This is a genomic window from Shewanella sp. SR43-4, assembly GCF_014163845.1.
Taxonomy (GTDB): domain Bacteria; phylum Pseudomonadota; class Gammaproteobacteria; order Enterobacterales; family Shewanellaceae; genus Shewanella; species Shewanella vesiculosa.
In genome coordinates, this window is sequence record NZ_JACJEB010000012.1 from 132,053 (window position 1) to 151,020 (window position 18,968).

The following is an 18,968-nucleotide window of genomic DNA, read 5'->3' on the forward strand; positions in this document are numbered from 1 at the left end:
TCCCCGCTTATATTAAGTGAAAACATGTTTATAAAACCCTAATTTATCGACATGTAATGCGGCATTGATTCATTTATGTCGATGGCATCGACATCTTTAACCTTCATTTAAGACCATGCCCATATGTATATAAAGCGGCTAAATCTATACAGGTGCAGTGAAATAGGTATAAAAAATCCAATGTGATATACCTTTACCGCAATGGAGACTTAACGGTGCTTTACCAGATCATTTACCCACAATAATAGTTGTACTTACACCTTTTGCCGCTGCTTAGGCAGTGTTGTATCATGCGGTTGCTTTAGTTTTTGATGTGGTTTGCTTTTAAAGGATATTGTCGCTGTATTAATGGTATTGCTACAACTAGGCACGCTGTTACCGCGATAATTTTTACACCCCCAAAAAGTTCCTCGAGTACTTTCTCTTAAGCTCATGTCTGCGCCACAGAGGCTACACAGCGGTGCTATGTGACCACAATGTTCATCTAAGCAAACCGCAAAACCATTAGTGCGCTTGCGCGTCATTGGGCTACCACAGAGGTCACACCCCGCTTCTTGGTGATCGCACAAAGGAAAATGCGAGCATGAGAAAAATGATGAAAACTTGCCAGTTCGCGCTGTTAATGTGCCAGTCGTACATCGAGCACATTTAATTTGCTCAAATAACGTTTGTACCAATGAAGTACTGAATTCATTCAGTTCAACGTTATAGGGTTGCTGAATAAGCTCAACCACAAAGGGACTGACATTGGTCATATCCGCTAATACATAAACACGATGCTTAGCTCGAGTCAGTGCGACATAAAACAAGCGTCGCTCTTCGGCAAATTGAAAAGCTTCAGCTTGGGGCAAGAAAGCGTCGAGTAAAGGTGGGGTTATTTTCTGTGATGGAAATCCGTGTATACCTTGAGTAAGCCCCAGTATTACCACATAGTCGGCCTCTTTGCCCTTTGAGGCATGAAAAGATAAACACTCAATCGATAACATGGGGTACTGAGCATTTAACTGACGCAATAGATCTTTATCGGGTAATTGAAACCAAAAACGTGCCAGTAAATAGACTGTCGGTTTCGTTATGGATTTAGTCGAGGGCTCAGTAGTAGATGTCGCACTGGCTTTAGCCACATGAACAGACAAGGCGTTCAAAGCTTGCACTAATGCATTAGCACTCGGTTCATCTTGGCATGCGTGCTCATTTACTCCGCGGCGTAGTATCGAGATAGCAGGATCAACCACCTGTATTAACGAATGAACCTCTTTATTAAGTTGATGCGGGTTTTTAGTCACAAAAGCGCTGGCAACTTCGCCGATACGATTATTAAATCTAAACGTTAGGTCCAAATGAGTTTCGCTAGTCTGACCAAAATACTGGGCGAATTGCGTCGTTAAGCTGACATCTGCCCCACTGAAGCGATAAATAGCCTGCCAGTCATCACCCACACAAAAGAGTGAAGTCTCGCTACTGGAGGTTTTCGATCTTGAATCTCGCAGCGCACGCACTAAACGCGCTCTAGGTTCTGAAATATCCTGAAACTCATCGACCATAATATATCGCCACGGGCTAACGTATTGGCCGCTTTGCAGATAGGCCAGCGCTTTAGCAATCATATCTTCAAAGTCGATATCACCCGTTGCAGATAAATACTCCTGATACTGCTGTAAAATAGGTTGCAGCAATTGAAATGCTTTACGAGCTTGTTGAGGATCCGCTGCTTGGCTAAATATGCGTTGTAAACCTGTTTTATCCGCACAAGCCGCTTTGTACAAACCGATTAACTGACTGAACAATTTAGCCAGCTCAGTTACCCGCCCCAGCTCATAAAGGGTGGCCAATATCGCGTCATCAGGCAAAGACGAGTAGTTAACCTTAAATACCGTTAAAGCCTGTTCAAGCTTGTTGATTAACTGATTTTTCTTGTGCTGATAATAAAATAATTCAATACAATTAGTTTGCTGTTTTTGATGTAACTGGCGTTTCCACGCCATTGATGCCAAATACGCTGCGTTATCGATATAAGGAGCGGTATTATTGGCGGAATCGATGCCGTAATATTCAATGTAAACGTTATATTGTGGTAGGTAAAAATCAGGCTGATACTGACGAAATTCAAACGTGCTGACATCATATTCATATTTAGCTTCATACTGATATTCAATGCCATTGCTAAATAGCCAGTTGGCAATATACAGCTCACCAAAACTTTTTACTCTTTCGCCTTTTAATGAACGAATGTCGTTGTCATGTAAATATTCAAAATACTCACCTTCAGTTGAAAATTCGAATGGGCTTTTTTCAACGTAATAGTAACGGCTAAAATAGTCGAAAAGATGTTTACGGTAAGACTCATTTTCAATCAACGTTTCTAATCTATTATGCACCCATTTGTCTTTGGCAGGTTCATCATTTACCCACGCTGATAAGCTTGGTTTTACACCTTCAACCTCGGTAATAATTTTTAAACCTAAACTATGAAACGTGCTGGCTTTAATGTCAGCAGTACCAAGTTTGTGTTTAATCCGTAGATCCATTTCCTTGGCGGCTTTTGTACCATAAGCCAACAATAGAATATCATCCGCTTTCGCTTGACCGCTGGCGACTAAATACCCTGCACGGCCAACCATAACACTGGTTTTACCGGTTCCGGCACCCGCTAACAGTAGATTGTTATCATCATCAATAATGCAGGCGCGGCGCTGTTTATTAGTTAATGGATTTGATTCAACAGTATCGAAAAAGTCAGCAAATGCCACTAACTGCGATTGAATATAATCTTCACGCAAAAGCTCTACATGCGCATTCTTCCAATGGTAAAAATGGTGTAATTGAGTTAATGCCGCGCGTGTTTTAGGTGGTAATTCAACACTTACACTCCACGGAAACCAACGGCGATATTCGCGCGCGATTCTTGAACTCATTTTCGCTAGCAATGACTGACGTAAATAGCGCTTCGATATGGCTTTTTCAATCCGTGCTATCAAATCATACAATGCTTGTTCATGGGATAACGCCCACAGTAATTCCACTTGGTGTTTAAAATGAGAGCGAGCAAAATAACTCAGAAATGGAATTTGATAGCTCACGCCAGAGGCGGTAAAACTTAATAAGCTACCCAGTAAGCTGGCACTAAACAGTGGTGGATGATCTAACTGCTGCCAAGATACATGCTCAAGATTCGTCAATGGCAAACGCGATAAAAATAGACTCTGGGTTGGAACAAAGCTTATGCCCTCTGCCGTTATCTCAAGCGCATTGGCATTGCGATGATATAAATATCCGAACCAACTGTGAGGAATAGGGTTAACTGAATATTGTGCTGACAATGTAAAACCTACGACTAAATGGTTTCTGGAATTAACCAACTAATATATAAGATAACTTTACAGTAAATAATTCACAATTGCGGATTTAATTTAAGTACTAAAACAGCTGGTTGGTTAATTAACCTCCAGCACAGCCGAACTGATGATCTTCCTTTTGTGGGCAAAACTTCATACAGTGATCATATCTATTTTTATCTACTGATTGCATAAGACGATTTGGAGCCTAAATGTCACCTCATCATTACCCAACGTTTGCCTTAGACGACATTGCTAACTTACATGAATCAGCTCAAGTTGAATTTAAATTAGCAGGTGGACGAGACGGCAAGGGTACATTGCCCGAAGGCATGTGGGAAAGCTATAGCGCTTTTGCCAACACCTTAGGTGGTGAAATTATTTTAGGCGTAAAGGAGCAACAAGGTGAGTTTACTATTGAGGGGATTGTTAATCCTATGCCGATGCTGAGTGAAATTTGGCAAATATTACACGATCCGAAAAAGATCAGTCACAATATTTTAGCTCCAACGGATGTACAAATCATTGAAATAATGGCGAAAAAGCTTATTCGCATCCATGTGCCCTGTGTCGATGTAAAACTTAGGCCTATTTATGTTGGTACTGATCCGTATAGCGGCACCTACTTTCGTGTAGGTGATGCCGATATGCATGCTAGCCGCGAGCAAGTAGAACAAATGAGCCTTAAAGCAGGCATAGACCTAAAACGCTAACGTCACCCTAAAGTAAGCCTAACAGAAGATCTAAATGATTAATTTCAATGTGTGGCAAAACCGGTTGAGCTTTTTTATGCCGTTGCTGCATACAGGGATTTAACCACACAGTTTGGCACCCTGCCATTTTTGCCCCAGCAATATCAGACAGCGGATGATCACCCACATGCAATAATGCTGCAGGCTTAATATCCAGTTGACGGCAAGCGAGGCTAAACATGTCGGCAGCAGGCTTCATTTTAACTCCGTGGCCTGGATGAAGCACAAATTTCATGACCTTATCTAAGCCAATACGTTGGCTGTCGACATTGCCATTAGTAATACCAATAAGCTGATAGCGTTGACTTAAACGCTCTAGTACCTGCAATACATTATTATCAACGGTAAAGTTACTACGATGATGGGTAAAACACGCCATGCCATCTTGTGCCCCTTTACTGGCTTCAACTTCGCTATAACCAAAGTGTAAAAGGCCTTGGCGCAACATGGCATAACGGGCTGCAGTGGTATCGTGTACTAACTCTGGATGATGAATAAATAACTGATGTTTAAGTTGCTGCCATTGATCTGCCCCCCATGCTGTAGTGGCGGGATAGGTTTGATTAATTAACGAAAATAGTTCATCGCTGGCATGTAATACGTAAGGAAGATTATTATAGAGTGTGTCGTCTAAATCAAAACTGATCGCGCTAAACGGTTGTAGACGTTGATACTGGATCATTGATGCTTTAAGTAATGGCGTTGTCATTATTTCCCCCTGTCTTTTTTCGCTCTTGGATGCGCGTTATCGTACACTTTGGCAAGGTGTTGAAAGTCTAAACTAGTGTAAATCTGCGTGGTCGATAAGTTAGCATGACCAAGCAGTTCTTGTACGGCACGTAAATCTTGACTTGATTCAAGCATATGGGTTGCAAACGAATGACGCAATTTATGTGGGTGAACTTTTACCGCCATAGCTTGTTCCTGACCCCACTTAGCCATCCGCGCTTGAATACTGCGATGAGATAATCGTTTACCTTGGCTACTGACAAATAATGCATCACCCGCTTGACTACAAGGTAACTGGCTGCGGCAGTTTAGCCATGCCGTTAATGCATTTAAGGCTAGTTTGCCAATGGGCACAACCCGCTGTTTACTGCCCTTACCCAGCACTTTAACTTCGCTTTGATCAAACTTAATGTCAGCGCAATCTAGGCTGGCGAGCTCAGCTAAACGTAAGCCACTGGAATAAAATAATTCCATAATAGCTTTATCACGTAAGCACAACGGATCGTCACCCTCGATAGACAACAAATGACTGACGGCATCGACATCCATATTTTTTGGCAAAGGTTTATTTTGTTTTGGAGCACTTAAGCTGTGTGCTGGGTTGACCGTTATGGCACCTTCGCGCAATAGGAAATCAAAGAACTGTTTTACGGCAGACAAACACAAAGATAACGAACGTGGACTCAAGCCTTTGCGGTGTAATGTTGCCAGCATAGATTGTAACTCGTCGCGGGTAACATCAATAAGCTGAGTTGATTCGGTTAAGATGCCTTCAATCCTTCGTAATTCAAACATATAATTACGCACGGTATAGCTTGAAAGTTGCCTTTCTGAGGTTAAATGTTGGCTAAATATCGTTTGCCAGTCTGTTGGCTGCATCACAATGCTCCCAGTACATGAACGATTGGAGTACGCTGTGCATCCTAAACAACACACTGAGCATTAACTATTACAGTTGCGGTAGCTTATGGTCTAACAAACGACGCAATTGGCTAAATAGCAACGAGTCCATATCAGGATGAAAATGAGTGGGATCTTTACTGGCAATGGCAAATATCACCTGGCCATTGTCATCCGATAATTTAGTCAGTGCTACAGACCCCACATCACTGCCAAATAAACGTTTAGATTCTGATTGCGTGAGCCGCCCAAAGTAATAACCGCTTTGGACACGATGACGCCAAATTTTTGCTAATTCGCTGTCAATATCGTGCACCGTAATCAACCTAACGTGACTAAAGCCAAACTCAGCTTTTAATCCTTCAGACAATACTTGACGCAGCTCGCCTAAGTCTTGACTTGCAAGCATTTTAAACGATAACTCAGTATTAAATTTAAAGATTCTCTCATTATGAGTCGCTATGTTCATCAGCGAAGTAATTTCTTCTTCAAGCTGATTGACGCGCTGGCGAAGCAGCTCTTGTCGACGCTCAACTAATGAAACCGCACCACGTTCTGCATGCGGAACACGCATGGCCACTAACAACTCTGGATAACGATTAAAAAAGTCAGGATTATCTAACAAGTATTCGCGGATCAGCATTTCATCAAAAGGGGCTTGTTGCAAACTAGCCATCATGTCGACAGCAAGATCTTGGCCAATTGAATTGATATCTTTGGCTTGTGCACTGCTAACCGTATTGCCTGCCACTTCGTTAGCTAAACTGACTTCGGAGGTAATCTCACTCATAGTTGTATTTGTCCATCATATACATGTTCTGCCGGGCCCGTCATCCACAGAGGTTTACCCTCGCCGTCCCAATTAATGACTAAGCTACCACCAGGTAAATCGACTCTCACCTGCTTATCAAGCTTACCCTGTAATTGACCAACGGCTGCAGCAGCGCATGCGCCCGTGCCACAGGCTAGCGTTTCTGCTGCGCCACGTTCATACACGCGCAACTTAATATGCCCAGGGTTAATGACTTGCATAAAGCCAACATTGACGCCCTTAGGGAAGCGTTCGTGGCGAGTTAACATACTGCCAATTTCATCAACCTTGACGGTTTGCACATCTTCAACCTCGATAACGCAATGGGGGTTACCCATAGAAATAGCGCCACACAGGTAAGTTTGCATTGCGGTTTGCAGTAAGTAAGTCTTTTCGCTTTTTTTAGCTTTAAACGGAATTTGGCTTGGTTCAATAACGGGTACACCCATATTAACTGTGATGTTACCATCACGCTCTATCCGCAAAGTAATTTTACCTGAGTTAGTACTCACCCGAATTTTATTTTTTTGGGTTAGGCCTTTATTGCGAACAAAACGAGCAAAACAGCGTGCACCATTGCCACACTGCTCAACTTCACTGCCATCGGCATTAAAGATGCGATAATGAAAATCTAAATCAGGATCATAGGGCGGCTCGACCAACAATAATTGATCAAAACCAATCCCAAAATTTCGATCGGCAAGACGGCGAATTTGTTCAGGCGAAAAAAACACATTTTGTGTTACGCCATCAACGACCATAAAGTCATTACCCAGTCCGTGCATCTTAGTGAAATGGATCACAAAAGTTTCCTTATAAAACGTTATGCCGTTTTCTTATTGCCTATGGCAATAAATATTCGCCTTGCCAAAGTTGTTGTAGCGTTTCGCGCTGACGAACAACAAAATCATCACTACCATCAACCATAATCTCCGCGACTCTTGGACGAGAGTTATAATTTGAGGCCATCACAAAACCATAAGCACCACTTGAACGAACGGCTAATAAGTCACCCGCTTTTACCGCTAACTGCCTGTCTTTACCGAGAAAGTCACCAGTCTCACATACAGGACCTACAATATCATAAGCGAAAGTTGGCGCATCATTTTGTTGTACCGGAATAATATTTTGCCACGCACTATAAAGCGCAGGGCGAATAAGATCGTTCATGGCACCATCGACAATCGCAAAACGCTTATCGCTATTTTCTTTTAGGTAAAGCACTTGGGTGACGAAAATACCTGCGTTAGCCGCAATCGCACGACCTGGTTCAAAAATTAATGTTAACTTACGACCATTTAAACGATCGAGTAATGCTGCGGCGTATTTATCTGGATGCGGCGGAGTTTCACTATTATAGGTAACCCCTAAGCCGCCACCCACGTCAAAATGTTCAATCTTAATACCTTTCTCACCTAAACGGTCGATCAACGCCAGCATGCGATCCATGGCATCTAAAAAGGGTTTAATCTCGGTAAGCTGTGAACCAATATGGCAGTCGACACCTTTTACATGTAAATGAGCTAATTCAGCAGCACGAGCAAAAACCGTATCAGCCTCATCCATGGCTATGCCAAATTTATTTTCTTTAAGACCTGTGGAAATATAAGGATGAGTACCAGCATCAACATCGGGATTAATCCGCAAAGAAACCGGGGCTACTTTACCTAAGCGCCCAGCGACGTCATTAAGCTGTTCAAGTTCAGCACTGGATTCAACATTAAAACAGTAAATACCAATGTTTAGGGCTTGCTCCATTTCGGCAACCGTTTTGCCCACACCAGAAAAAACCACTTTTTTAGGGTCGCCGCCCGCTTGTAATACACGCGAGAGCTCACCACCAGAAACAATATCAAAACCACTGCCTAAACGGGCCAATACATTTAACACTGCAAGGTTTGAATTCGCCTTCACCGCATAACAAATAAGATGAGGATGATCAGCAACGGCATTATTAAAGGCATGCCAATGGCGCTCTAATGTGGCACGAGAATAAATATACAACGGCGTACCGTGCGTTTTAGCCAGTTTTGCTACATCGCAGTCTTCTGCGAATAGTGAATCATTTTGATATGAAAAGTAATCCAAAATGCGGTCCCTTATAAATGCTATTCTTGTTGTGAGGTTGAAGGTTGAGAGTCGAGCACCTCAGTTTGCTTGGGCACATCTGTGCTGGCAGATTTTGGGGCGACTTTATTGGCCACTGGCTCAGGAGTTTTGTATAAAACGCCTTTTTGACCACATGCGGTTACAAATAGGCTAGCAAGCATAATAAATAAAAGCAGTCTCATTTTTTTCAACATCTGTGCATCTAGTGAATAATGGTCTTATAATCGCATTCATAACGCAGAAAGCAAAGGATAGAAATACATGGCTATTACAGATACTGAGTTTCATCGATTAGCCGATGAAATGTTTGGCGAAATAGAGAACGCGGTAGAAAAAGCAATTGACGAGCAAGATGCCGATGTCGATATTAATGCCAGCGGCAATGTTTTGCAGTTGGCTTTTGAAGATAATTCGCAAATCGTCATCAATAAACAAGAGCCTCTTCATGAAATTTGGCTGGCGACAAAATCAGGTGGTTATCACTTTAATTACAATGATGGCAAATGGTTAGATACCCGTAATGGATTAGAATTTATGTCTTTTGTGATTGATGCCATCAATAAACAAAGCGGTATTTTGCTCGAGATAAACGCATAAACCTCACAATAACTTAGTGTGTAATAGCACTAAGTGAGTGATTAAATGGTCATTGAATTTGGGCTTGTGCTTAAAATGCTGAGCCCATTTCATCTACTGACAAGCCAAATGGCATTACGGTTAATTTACCTTCAATATGCACAAGTTGAAAAAACTGCGGCATATTAAAAACAGGCCGGTGCTGTTTTTGTTCGTCAAAGACATACAAATGGCTTTCTTTAGCCACAAAATCATTGATACTGGTATGTTGATATTGTAAATGTTCAAGCTGATTCTTCTCGTCTGCAATAAACACATCAAGCACTTGCTTACGTTGACGGACAAAATATTGCTTAGCATCCATGACAATAAATTTGCGAATCACCGATGGTACATTCACGTTAGTATCATCCACGGTATAAGGTAGTGGTAACTCATGAGTGTGATCATTTCTGACCTGTGCCACAACGTCAGTCTTGCGATACATCATACCTAACGCATTAAAGTACATACTGTATTGTTGATCGCCCATAATTATTGGATGCATTAGTGTATTGCTCTGATTGACCTTTTTCATTAAACCATAACATCGTAATAATAAGGTTTTAAGCTGATTAAAAATCGGTTGCTTTAGCTTAGCTGAGCAACTAATAATCGATAAATCAACTTGGTCATTTGAACGTTTTAACCCCAGAATAATAAATGAAATAGCTTCAAGTAATGCGGTATTGCCATTGAAGCGATGGCTTTGCCATTCTCCCCAGCTGTTTAAACACACAACCGCCACCGACGACAACATACTGATTTTTTTCTGTCCAAAGGAAAGAATATTGGCATTAATATGTTCCAACATCAGTTCTTGCTCATTCAATTGAGTGGTCGGATCTTTATCCATATTGGTAATCAACACAATTTTTTGATAACACCAAGGTTCGCATAAATCACGTTTATAGACAGTGGGTACATTGTGCATAATAGGGATAAGTTTACGGGTTAGGTAACTCAATTTATCTGTCCGTCTTTTACCTCGTCCAACTTGAAACCACTTAGTATCGGTAGTTGCGAGCCCATTTAACACTGACCACGCAACTAAACTGCATATATTATCCGCTTCATGGATGGGATGATTATCGAACTCATGTCCTTGATTATCTGTAACAGCTTGAGACGGATACTGTTCGACATAAGTTTGGCGATAGAGATAAAAACGTGATGCTTGCTTGCAATGAAAGATAGTCAACGATTTTTCAGCTGTCGATAAACTCCAAAGTCGGTTTAGAGGCTGTATTAAATGGTCATCATCACTAAAATAAGTATGTAATTTACGAGCCAATAAGCCGAGTTCTTCAACTCGCATACGTTCACTTAAGGTTTGTTTTGAAGCAAATTTCAATAGATTTTTGTAACTGACTAATAACAGTTCACTGAGCTGCTGGTTGAACCATTTCAACTGGCCAGCATGCCAATAAGGACTATTATCCAATGTGGTGATTAGCTCATGGCTCCAGCCCCATTGTTTAACCAGGCTGGCCATTTTTTCAACCCGCCAGTCTGTTGCACTATGAGTAGGTGACAAACTCGATAAAGTGATACCAGACTTTAAATAAAAACAACGCCTAACGATCTCTAAACGGTTATCATCACCTTGAGCTATCAAGTAAGTTTCAATACGTTGATAAAGCAATAAATAAGCGTCATTAGCAACACTAAAATCTTGATCTAGGCAATATTGCCAAAGTTGTTGAGTTATTAGTCTTGTATGGGGATATTCTGAGGCATAAGTTTCCAATAACAACACTTTTAACAAGGCTTTATGAGGTTTATTGAGCCCTTTATAGAGCTGCCATAATGAGGCACCGAAATACTCTGCCGCAGGTAATGAATTGACATTGCCAAGATAAAGTAAGTTGGCATTAGACTGAGTATCTTGGCTTTGTGCATCGGGCCACCAAGCCACAGTTTTACCGGCGAGCCTAATATGAGAACGGTAAAACTCTTCTAATAATAACCAGTGTTGGCTACTACCACTGTGTTCTAATCCTACTGGTTGGCAATTATCAAATGCGCTGCATTCTCTAAATTGCATCGGATGTACTAGATAAAAATTCACTTCAAACTCAAAACCGGCAAACCAGTCACTGATGAGTTTGTTTTTATATTCAATGAGTTTAAGTTGTGCTTGAGTCAGTTTACTATTGTAAACCAACCAGATATCGAAATCGCTTTGCGGATTTTGCCCAAAACTAGCAGTACTGCCCATGGCATAGATACCTTCAAAAGCATCAACACTTGAATCAATGGCGGAGGGTACAGACAAACATAAGGCATCACATGCTGCAATCATTGCATCTGACAAATCAAACCCATGAACACCACACGGCGTGTTGGGGTCGATAATGCCGGAGACATCTATTTGATTATGATGTATTAAAAAAGGAATTATATGAAATAAATGCTGCTGCAAATCAGGCAGTACATTAGTCACTCTAGTTAATCTAATGTTATTTAGTTTCTCAGCTAAATCCTTTTGATAATATGCCGTTTTATCGGTCAAGACTTACTCCATTTACGCTTTTTGCTACACAAACTATTTGGTGACAAATTTTTCTAACACACTCGAACCTAAGCTCAAATTTTCGACCAAGGTCACGCTTTCGTCAAAACAGTGATCATCGTAGCATTTATTTTATATTTCACCAGTAGTTGTTCAACGAGATGAATCACAAATAAGCCCTACAGACTTCAAACAATTACCATCGATTTGTTACATCCAAGCGAGAGCGGTGATAGCATTACTCCATTGAGGCTATCTAATGGATCTACTACCATGTCTGAAAATATAATTCGTATCGCAACACGTAAAAGCCCACTGGCAATGTGGCAAGCTGAATTTGTTAAAGCTGAACTTGAACGCATTCACCCCGATCTCACGGTTGAGTTATTACCAATGAGCACCAAAGGTGATGTCATTTTAGATACTCCTTTAGCTAAAATTGGTGGCAAAGGGCTATTTGTTAAAGAGTTAGAAGTCGCGATGCTTGAAAATCGTGCCGATATTGCAGTGCACTCAATGAAGGATTTACCAGTAGATTTTCCTGAAGGTTTGGGCCTACAGGTAATTTGCGAACGTGAAGATCCACGCGATGCTTTTGTATCAAATAGCTATAAATCTATTAGTGAATTACCTCAAGGCGCGGTTGTGGGTACCTCAAGTCTGCGCCGTCAGTGTCAAATTAGAGCCGCTCGTCCAGATCTTATTATTAAAGACTTACGCGGTAATGTTGGTACCCGTTTAGCCAAACTCGATAGTGGTGATTATGATGCTATTATCCTGGCTGCTGCGGGATTAATCCGCTTAAAACTCAATCAACGAATTGCAGGATTTATCTCTGCAGAAGAGTCACTTCCAGCCAATGGACAAGGTGCTGTCGGCATTGAATGTCGTCTAAATGACGAGCGTGTTAAAGCATTACTCGCACCACTTGAACATTTAGAAACCCGTTACAGAGTGCTGGCTGAACGAGCAATGAACACTCGGTTAGAGGGCGGATGCCAAGTGCCTATCGGTGCTTTTGCTGAAATTCAAGGCGATAATTTAACCCTACGTGGTTTAGTCGGCAATCCTGATGGAAGTGAAATAATAACGGGTATGGTATCGGGTTCTAAAACTGATGCCGTTGCACTTGGAGAGTCTCTTGCAGAAGATTTACTCAGTCGCGGGGCTAAAACTATTTTAGATGCTGTTTATGCTAGTTAAGAGATAACTGGCCATGAAAGTCTTGCTAACGCGCCCACAAGGGCGCAATCAAGCAATGGAAGAGCAACTCTCACAACGAGACGTTGCTTATCTTGTTACCCCACTTTTAGCGGTAATTGAAACAAACGAATCAATGAGCCATGCTACTTTAGCCCACACTGATAATTTGCTCTTTATTAGCACTAATGCCGTCGATTTTGCCGCCACTAAACTCAACAATTCATTCCCACAGCACTGTCGCTATTTCGCTGTTGGTCAAGCAACCGCAGATAGCTTAGCTCACTATAATATCCAAGCGATTAGCTCGCCCGAAGAGAGCCAAGATAGTGAAGGTTTATTATCACAGCCCCAATTACGAGATGTCGATAAGCAGTCATTTATTATTGTACGTGGATTAGGTGGACGTGAAATGCTCGCTGAACAATTAGCGCTTCGAGGTGCCAAGGTGAACTATTGGCAGGTCTATCAGCGCGTGAGACCTAAGCTCAACGCAAAACAGACCATTCAACAATGGCAATCCTTCGGTATTGATACCATTGTGGTCACCAGCGGCGAAATATTATCCAATTTAGTTGACCTTGTCCCAAAAGAATTATTTGCATGGTTACGTGCATGTCATATCATAGTGCCTAGTCATCGCGTCGAATTACAAGCAAAAGCAATGGGATTAAGCCATATTACCAATGCAAATGGAGCAAATACTCAAGCTATACTCACGAGTCTTGCGTTATAATTTGTTATTGTATTGTTACCTTGCATCGACACACATTTTCTAATATTGCTTATATTGGTTGTATTCTTGCTTTCAAGGACTGTTCATGGAAAACAATAAAAAAGATCCAAACTCGCCAGCACACAAGGATGAGAAAGTGATTTCTCCTGCGCAAAATCCAATAGAAAAGCCGCTACAGGCAAAAAAAGCCAATGCAACGAGCCAACAATCTGCTGACAACAAAAATAATAATCAGACAAATTCTCCGGTAAACAACAGCCGACGCAAAGCTAAACCTAGCTCTTGGTGGATCCGTATCGGGGTATTATTCAGTTTACTGGTTGCCATTGTTGCTGTGGCGTCTTGTTACTGGCTTTATTTGCAGCTTAGCCAACAAAGTCAAGGCCAAACTCAATTAGAACAAAGTATCACTGAACAAGTTACACAAAATAAATCGTTAAAATATGAATTACAACAAACCGTCATGGCTTCCAATAAACGCTTTGGTACGTTAGAGCAACAACAGCTGAACGATACTAAAGCTTATGCAAAATTAGCTGAACTACAGCAATCAAATAAACAACTGCAAGAACGTGTAGCTGTTATTGCCCAGCGCAGTCCTAACCATTGGATGGCATCAGAAGCCGAATATTTAGTTCGCATGGCTGGCAGAAAACTATGGTTAGAAAACGATCCGCAAACAGCAATTGGTTTATTACAGTCTGCAGATGAACGTATCAGTGCGATGAAAGATCCAGCATTAACTCTTTTACGTAAAGCCTTAGCTGAAGACATCATTAAAGTTAACGCATTAAAAACCACTGACATAACCAATACCATCTTTGACTTAGATAATATTATCAATGATGTGGAAGGGTTACCGTTAAATCGTGTGGATGAGAATTTTACAGAAAATAAAAACACCCAGGCAGTCACCGACTCTATTGATGATTGGCAACAAAATCTCGCCACAACCTGGCATGACTTAACTGATGGTTTTATTACTATCCGCAAACGGACCACTGATTTAGAGCCGCTGTTATCACCGGAACAGCAATGGTATTTAGTTGAAAATATTCGCAACAAATTATTGCAAGCACAATTAGCACTGTACCGATTTGACCAAGTGAATTATCAGCAATCTATTGCTTTAGCAGACAAGTGGTTACAACAATACTTTGACTTAACAGATCCAAAGACTAAAGCAATAATTGCGTCTTTAGATAAACTGGCCAAGGTTAAAGTTGAAAAAGTGACTCTTAATAAATTTCAAGCATCGCCACTACTCCAGCAGCTGGTTACCTATGGTGAAATAATGCCTACACAGGAGCCAGCACAATGATTAAGACGCTGGTTTATGTTGTTCTCATTTTAATTGGACTGTGTCTCAGCCCACTTATTGTTGGACAAAGCGGTTACGTTTACATCGCAATAGGTGACTACCAGATTGAAACTAGCTTAGTCATAGGTGTTGTGGGGTTAATTGTATTTTATTTTGCGCTGCAATTACTCGAGTGGTTAATTTTATTATTATTAAATATGCTACTAAGCAGTCGCTACCTGCCAGAGCAATGGCGTAGAAAAGCGGCTAAAAAGCATACTTTAACCGGCGCTTTAGCACTGGCTGAAGAAGATTGGCCTGCGGCAGAAAAAGCCATGGCTAAAGGTGCTGAAAAAGGTGAAATTCCAGTATTAAATCTTTTTGCGGCAGCAAGAGCAGCTCACTATCAAGGTGATATTACTGCGCGAGATCATTATTTAACTCAAGCAGAAAATAACCCTATTGCCAAGACAGCGGTTTATACATCGCGTACCCGCTACTTAATGAAGCAGGGGGAGCTCACTCAAGCTCGAGTAGTACTTGATAAACTAAATCCAACAAGTAAAAGTAGTGCACCAGTACTGAAACTAGCACAAGAGTTATATTTGCAGCAAAATGATTGGCAGGCATTAAAATTGTTGTTACCAATCCTGAAAAAACGCCAATTACTTTCTGAAACTGAGTTCAACCAATTAAACACTAAAACCAACAGTATTTTAATGGTAAATGCAGCTAAGACTTCTGAAGCAGAATTGAATAAATGTTGGCATTGGTTAAGTAAGTCAGAGCGTAAACAAGATGAATTAGTTGTCGCTTATGCTCATGGATTGACTCAGTATGGGCATAAAGATAAAGCAATAAAGTTAATTATTAAACAACTTAGCGCTGCACCATCGGCGGCTTTATTTGCCGCAATACCTGATTTAATCGATGCACAAGATCAAGAGGTGCGTAAATTACTCAGCCGACTAGAAACCACCCATGAACATGATGCTGACTATCAAATGTGCCTTGCAAAGCTTGCTATTCAAAGTCGTGACACTAAACAAGCTAAAACTCATTGGCAAAATGTCTGTCGTATAGCACCAACACATCAATCGTGGTTAGCATTAGCACAAGCCCAAGAACAGTTAGGTGAAAACTCTTCTGCGGCAAACAGTTATCGTAATGCTGCAAACATAATCTAAACACTAAAGTTATTTTTAATCTCATCTCAAAGCCTACAATCTTGTAGGCTTTTTTAGATATTCTGCTTCATTTTTGTTATCTATGCCGATATTAAGAAATAAACGAGAATATGCCACTACAAGTAATTACGACTTTTTTATGACGTAAAAATATATAGAACTAATAAGTTAACAAATTAATACTTTGTTTTGTATGCTTATTATAACTAGCTTGTTTAGAAACGCCTTAACGTCAAAAAATTGACTACCATTGTGGTAAGTGATATTATTTGACCTAATGTTTATAAAATAATTTTAATGTTAATACTATTATTATATTAAGCAAATATGATGCAAATTAACTCATTGTTATCTTAAGTATATAAAGCTGTTGGGAGCTTCAAATGGAATCAATTACTACGTCAAAAAATGGAATACTTTCTGCTTCAGAAGGTACAGTAACAATAACAATTAACAATGAAACCAAGGAATTACAACTTGGCCAGACAATTCCTGCTGGAGCATTAGTTTCAGGCAGCAATGAGTTTGCTTTTGTTATTACATTCGATGACGGCACTATTTTTAATAGTGCAGATACTCCTGATGATGCCATTATCGAGCAAGTAGCAGATCAACAAGCTATAGATGAAATCGCAGCCTTGCAGGCATTAATTGCATCTGGCGAAGATCCAACAGCAAACCTACCAGAAACCGCCGCTGGCACCCCAACAGCCAACCAAGGTGATTTTGGTTATGTCTCAGTATCAAGAGATGGTGCAGAGACCATTGCGAATACAGGCTACGACACGACAGGACAAACTGCTACCCCAACAGCAGTGACTCAAAAAGAAGTGCTTATTGAAAATGATTCCCCATCGGTTGTATTAAATGACGTCATTACAGTTAGCGAAGATCAAGTTGCTTCTGGAAATGTTTTAGATAACGACAGCGATACTGACTCAAGTTTGAGTGTAGTGAGTTTTGAAGTAGATGGACAAACGTATCCTGCGGGGACAGAAATCGAGCTTGAAGGTGGCGTGCTCGTTATCAATCCTGATGGTTCTTTTACTTTTTCTCCTAATGAAGATTGGAATGGCCAAGTGCCGGTCATTACCTATACTACTAACACTGGTGAAACCGCGACTCTGACCATCGAAGTCACACCTGTCGATGACGCATCCGTGTTGGCTAACGACACCAATACTGTTGCTGAAGATACTGTTGCTACAGGTAATGTACTTGATAACGATAGCGACGTAGATTCAGACCTAAGCGTGAGTAGCTTTGAAGTGAACGGCCAAACTTATACGGCCGGCACAGAAGTTGCTCTTGAAGGTGGTGTCCTGATCATCAATGAAGATGGGTCTTACACCTTCACACCCAATGAAAATTGGAACGGTACTGTTCCTGTCATTACTTACACCACTAATACGGGTGTTACCGCGACGCTTACCATCGAAGTCACACCTGTAGATGACGCATCCGTGTTGGCTAACGACACCAATACTGTTGCTGAAGATACTGTTGCTACAGGTAATGTACTCGATAACGATAGCGATGTAGATTCTGACCTAAGCGTGAGTGGCTTTGAAGTGGATGGCCAAACTTATACTCCTGGCACAGACGTTGCCCTTGAAGGTGGTGTCCTGATCATCAATGAAGATGGTTCTTACACCTTCACACCCAATGAAAATTGGAACGGTACCGTTCCTGTTATTACTTACACCACTAATACGGGTGAAACCGCGACGCTAACCATCGAAATCACACCTGTCAATGATGCACCAACCATTGACGTAGTCGCCAATGACTTTACCGAAAATAGCGCCGCAGCTGGCGATGTAGCGGCGACTTACAATACCTTCGATGAAGACGGTGATGCACTGACAGTGGACTTTACGGCCGGCACCAATACCGACGGTTACTATGCATTGATCAACGGCGAAGTGGTGTTAACCCAGGCAGGGGCAGATCTGATCAATAACGGTGGCACTTTACCAGCGATTGATTTAACTGTGTCAGATGGCAGCTTAACTGGCCAAGACAGTGACACGCCGGTTGTATCGCCTATAAATGATGCTCCAGTGTCTGACAGCTACAGCTTTAGCTACAATGAAAACAGCAGCGACAGCACTGTGATCGGTACCGTCAATGCCATCGATCCGGAAGGCACGCCAGTGACCTACAGTATCGTCAGCGGCAATGACGACGCTTGGTTTGAGATTGATCCCGTGACCGGTGTTATCAGCTTGACCCCAGCGGGCGTGGCCGCCGTCGCCAATGACTTTGAAGCCCTGGCGAACGTGCACAATTTAGTCGTTGGCGCCTCAGATGGTGTCAACACCACCAACATTAACGTCACCCTCACTGAGCTTGATGTCAATGAAACGCCTGAGTTCACTCCACCCGTGGGCGAAACCAGCTACAACTTTACGTATTTTGAAAACAGCAGCGACAGCACTGTGATTGGCACCGTCAATGCCATCGATCCAGAAGGCACGCCAGTGACCTACAGTATCGTCAGCGGCAATGATGACGCTTGGTTTGAGATTGATCCCGTGACCGGTGTTATCAGCTTGACCCCAGCGGGCGTGGCCGCCGTCGCCAATGACTTTGAAGCCCTGGCGAACGTGCACAATTTAGTCGTTGGCGCCTCAGATGGTGTCAACACCACCAACATTAACGTCACCCTCACTGAGCTTGATGTCAATGAAACGCCTGAGTTCACTCCACCCGTGGGCGAAACCAGCTACAACTTTACGTATTTTGAAAACAGCAGCGACAGCACTGTGATTGGCAC

The 18,968-nt window shown here is 41.7% G+C and carries 15 protein-coding genes; 7 read left to right on the plus strand and 8 right to left on the minus strand.

Translation table 11 applies throughout. The annotated features are described in order from the left end of the window. Positions 1–254: 254 nt before the first annotated feature. Complete coding sequence (locus H5123_RS14725) at positions 255–3,320, minus strand: UvrD-helicase domain-containing protein (RefSeq protein WP_182698446.1); 3,066 nt, start codon at positions 3,318–3,320, stop codon at positions 255–257. A gap of 227 nt (positions 3,321–3,547) precedes the next feature. On the opposite strand from H5123_RS14725, the gene H5123_RS14730 reads away from it, so the two are divergent. Further along, entirely contained in the window at positions 3,548–4,048 is a 501-nt protein-coding gene (locus H5123_RS14730; RefSeq protein ID WP_124017238.1) for a helix-turn-helix domain-containing protein, read from the plus strand. A gap of 7 nt (positions 4,049–4,055) precedes the next feature. On the opposite strand, the gene H5123_RS14735 is transcribed toward H5123_RS14730, so the two are convergent. The 6 genes from H5123_RS14735 to H5123_RS14760 form a co-directional block, all read right to left on the minus strand. Next, on the minus strand, positions 4,056–4,796 hold the full coding sequence (locus tag H5123_RS14735; RefSeq protein ID WP_124017237.1) for an HAD-IA family hydrolase: 741 nt from the start codon (positions 4,794–4,796) through the stop codon (positions 4,056–4,058). Then, the gene (xerC, locus tag H5123_RS14740; protein ID WP_182698447.1) at positions 4,796–5,695 is read right to left on the minus strand and encodes a tyrosine recombinase XerC; all 900 of its coding nucleotides are present in this window, start codon (positions 5,693–5,695) and stop codon (positions 4,796–4,798) included. Before xerC ends, H5123_RS14735 begins: the two co-directional genes overlap by 1 nt. 70 nt (positions 5,696–5,765) lie before the next feature. Then, positions 5,766–6,392, minus strand: coding sequence for a DUF484 family protein (locus tag H5123_RS14745; RefSeq protein ID WP_182698457.1), 627 nt, complete (start codon positions 6,390–6,392; stop codon positions 5,766–5,768). Between the two features lie 110 nt (positions 6,393–6,502). Continuing rightward, positions 6,503–7,330: a diaminopimelate epimerase gene (gene dapF / locus H5123_RS14750; RefSeq protein ID WP_124017235.1), complete on the minus strand. Its 828-nt coding sequence runs from the start codon at positions 7,328–7,330 to the stop codon at positions 6,503–6,505. A gap of 40 nt (positions 7,331–7,370) precedes the next feature. Next, a complete protein-coding gene (lysA, locus tag H5123_RS14755) occupies positions 7,371–8,615 on the minus strand; it encodes a diaminopimelate decarboxylase (RefSeq protein ID WP_182698448.1) in 1,245 nt (414 codons plus the stop codon). Between the two features lie 20 nt (positions 8,616–8,635). Further along, complete coding sequence (locus tag H5123_RS14760) at positions 8,636–8,818, minus strand: LPS translocon maturation chaperone LptM (protein WP_165870137.1); 183 nt, start codon at positions 8,816–8,818, stop codon at positions 8,636–8,638. Between the two features lie 79 nt (positions 8,819–8,897). On the opposite strand from H5123_RS14760, the gene cyaY reads away from it, so the two are divergent. Continuing rightward, positions 8,898–9,233, plus strand: coding sequence for an iron donor protein CyaY (gene cyaY, locus H5123_RS14765; protein WP_124017232.1), 336 nt, complete (start codon positions 8,898–8,900; stop codon positions 9,231–9,233). 70 nt (positions 9,234–9,303) lie between these two features. Here the strand turns inward: cyaY and H5123_RS14770 are convergent, their stop codons facing one another. Beyond that, the gene (locus H5123_RS14770) at positions 9,304–11,766 is read right to left on the minus strand and encodes a class I adenylate cyclase (RefSeq protein WP_182698449.1); all 2,463 of its coding nucleotides are present in this window, start codon (positions 11,764–11,766) and stop codon (positions 9,304–9,306) included. Between the two features lie 273 nt (positions 11,767–12,039). On the opposite strand from H5123_RS14770, the gene hemC reads away from it, so the two are divergent. The 5 genes from hemC to H5123_RS14795 form a co-directional block, all read left to right on the plus strand. Beyond that, positions 12,040–12,969, plus strand: a complete 930-nt coding sequence (gene hemC / locus H5123_RS14775) for a hydroxymethylbilane synthase (RefSeq protein ID WP_124017230.1) — start codon at positions 12,040–12,042, stop codon at positions 12,967–12,969. A 13-nt stretch (positions 12,970–12,982) separates the two neighbouring features. Then, entirely contained in the window at positions 12,983–13,702 is a 720-nt protein-coding gene (locus tag H5123_RS14780) for a uroporphyrinogen-III synthase (RefSeq protein WP_182698450.1), read from the plus strand. An 85-nt stretch (positions 13,703–13,787) separates the two neighbouring features. After that, the gene (locus H5123_RS14785) at positions 13,788–15,023 is read left to right on the plus strand and encodes a uroporphyrinogen-III C-methyltransferase (protein WP_182698451.1); all 1,236 of its coding nucleotides are present in this window, start codon (positions 13,788–13,790) and stop codon (positions 15,021–15,023) included. Then, positions 15,020–16,189: a heme biosynthesis HemY N-terminal domain-containing protein gene (locus tag H5123_RS14790; RefSeq protein ID WP_182698452.1), complete on the plus strand. Its 1,170-nt coding sequence runs from the start codon at positions 15,020–15,022 to the stop codon at positions 16,187–16,189. The genes H5123_RS14785 and H5123_RS14790 overlap by 4 nt, the downstream gene beginning before the upstream one ends. Positions 16,190–16,572: 383 nt before the next feature. Further along, positions 16,573–18,968, plus strand: a 2,396-nt coding sequence (locus tag H5123_RS14795) for a retention module-containing protein (RefSeq protein ID WP_182698453.1), incomplete at its 3' end; no start/stop codon positions are given.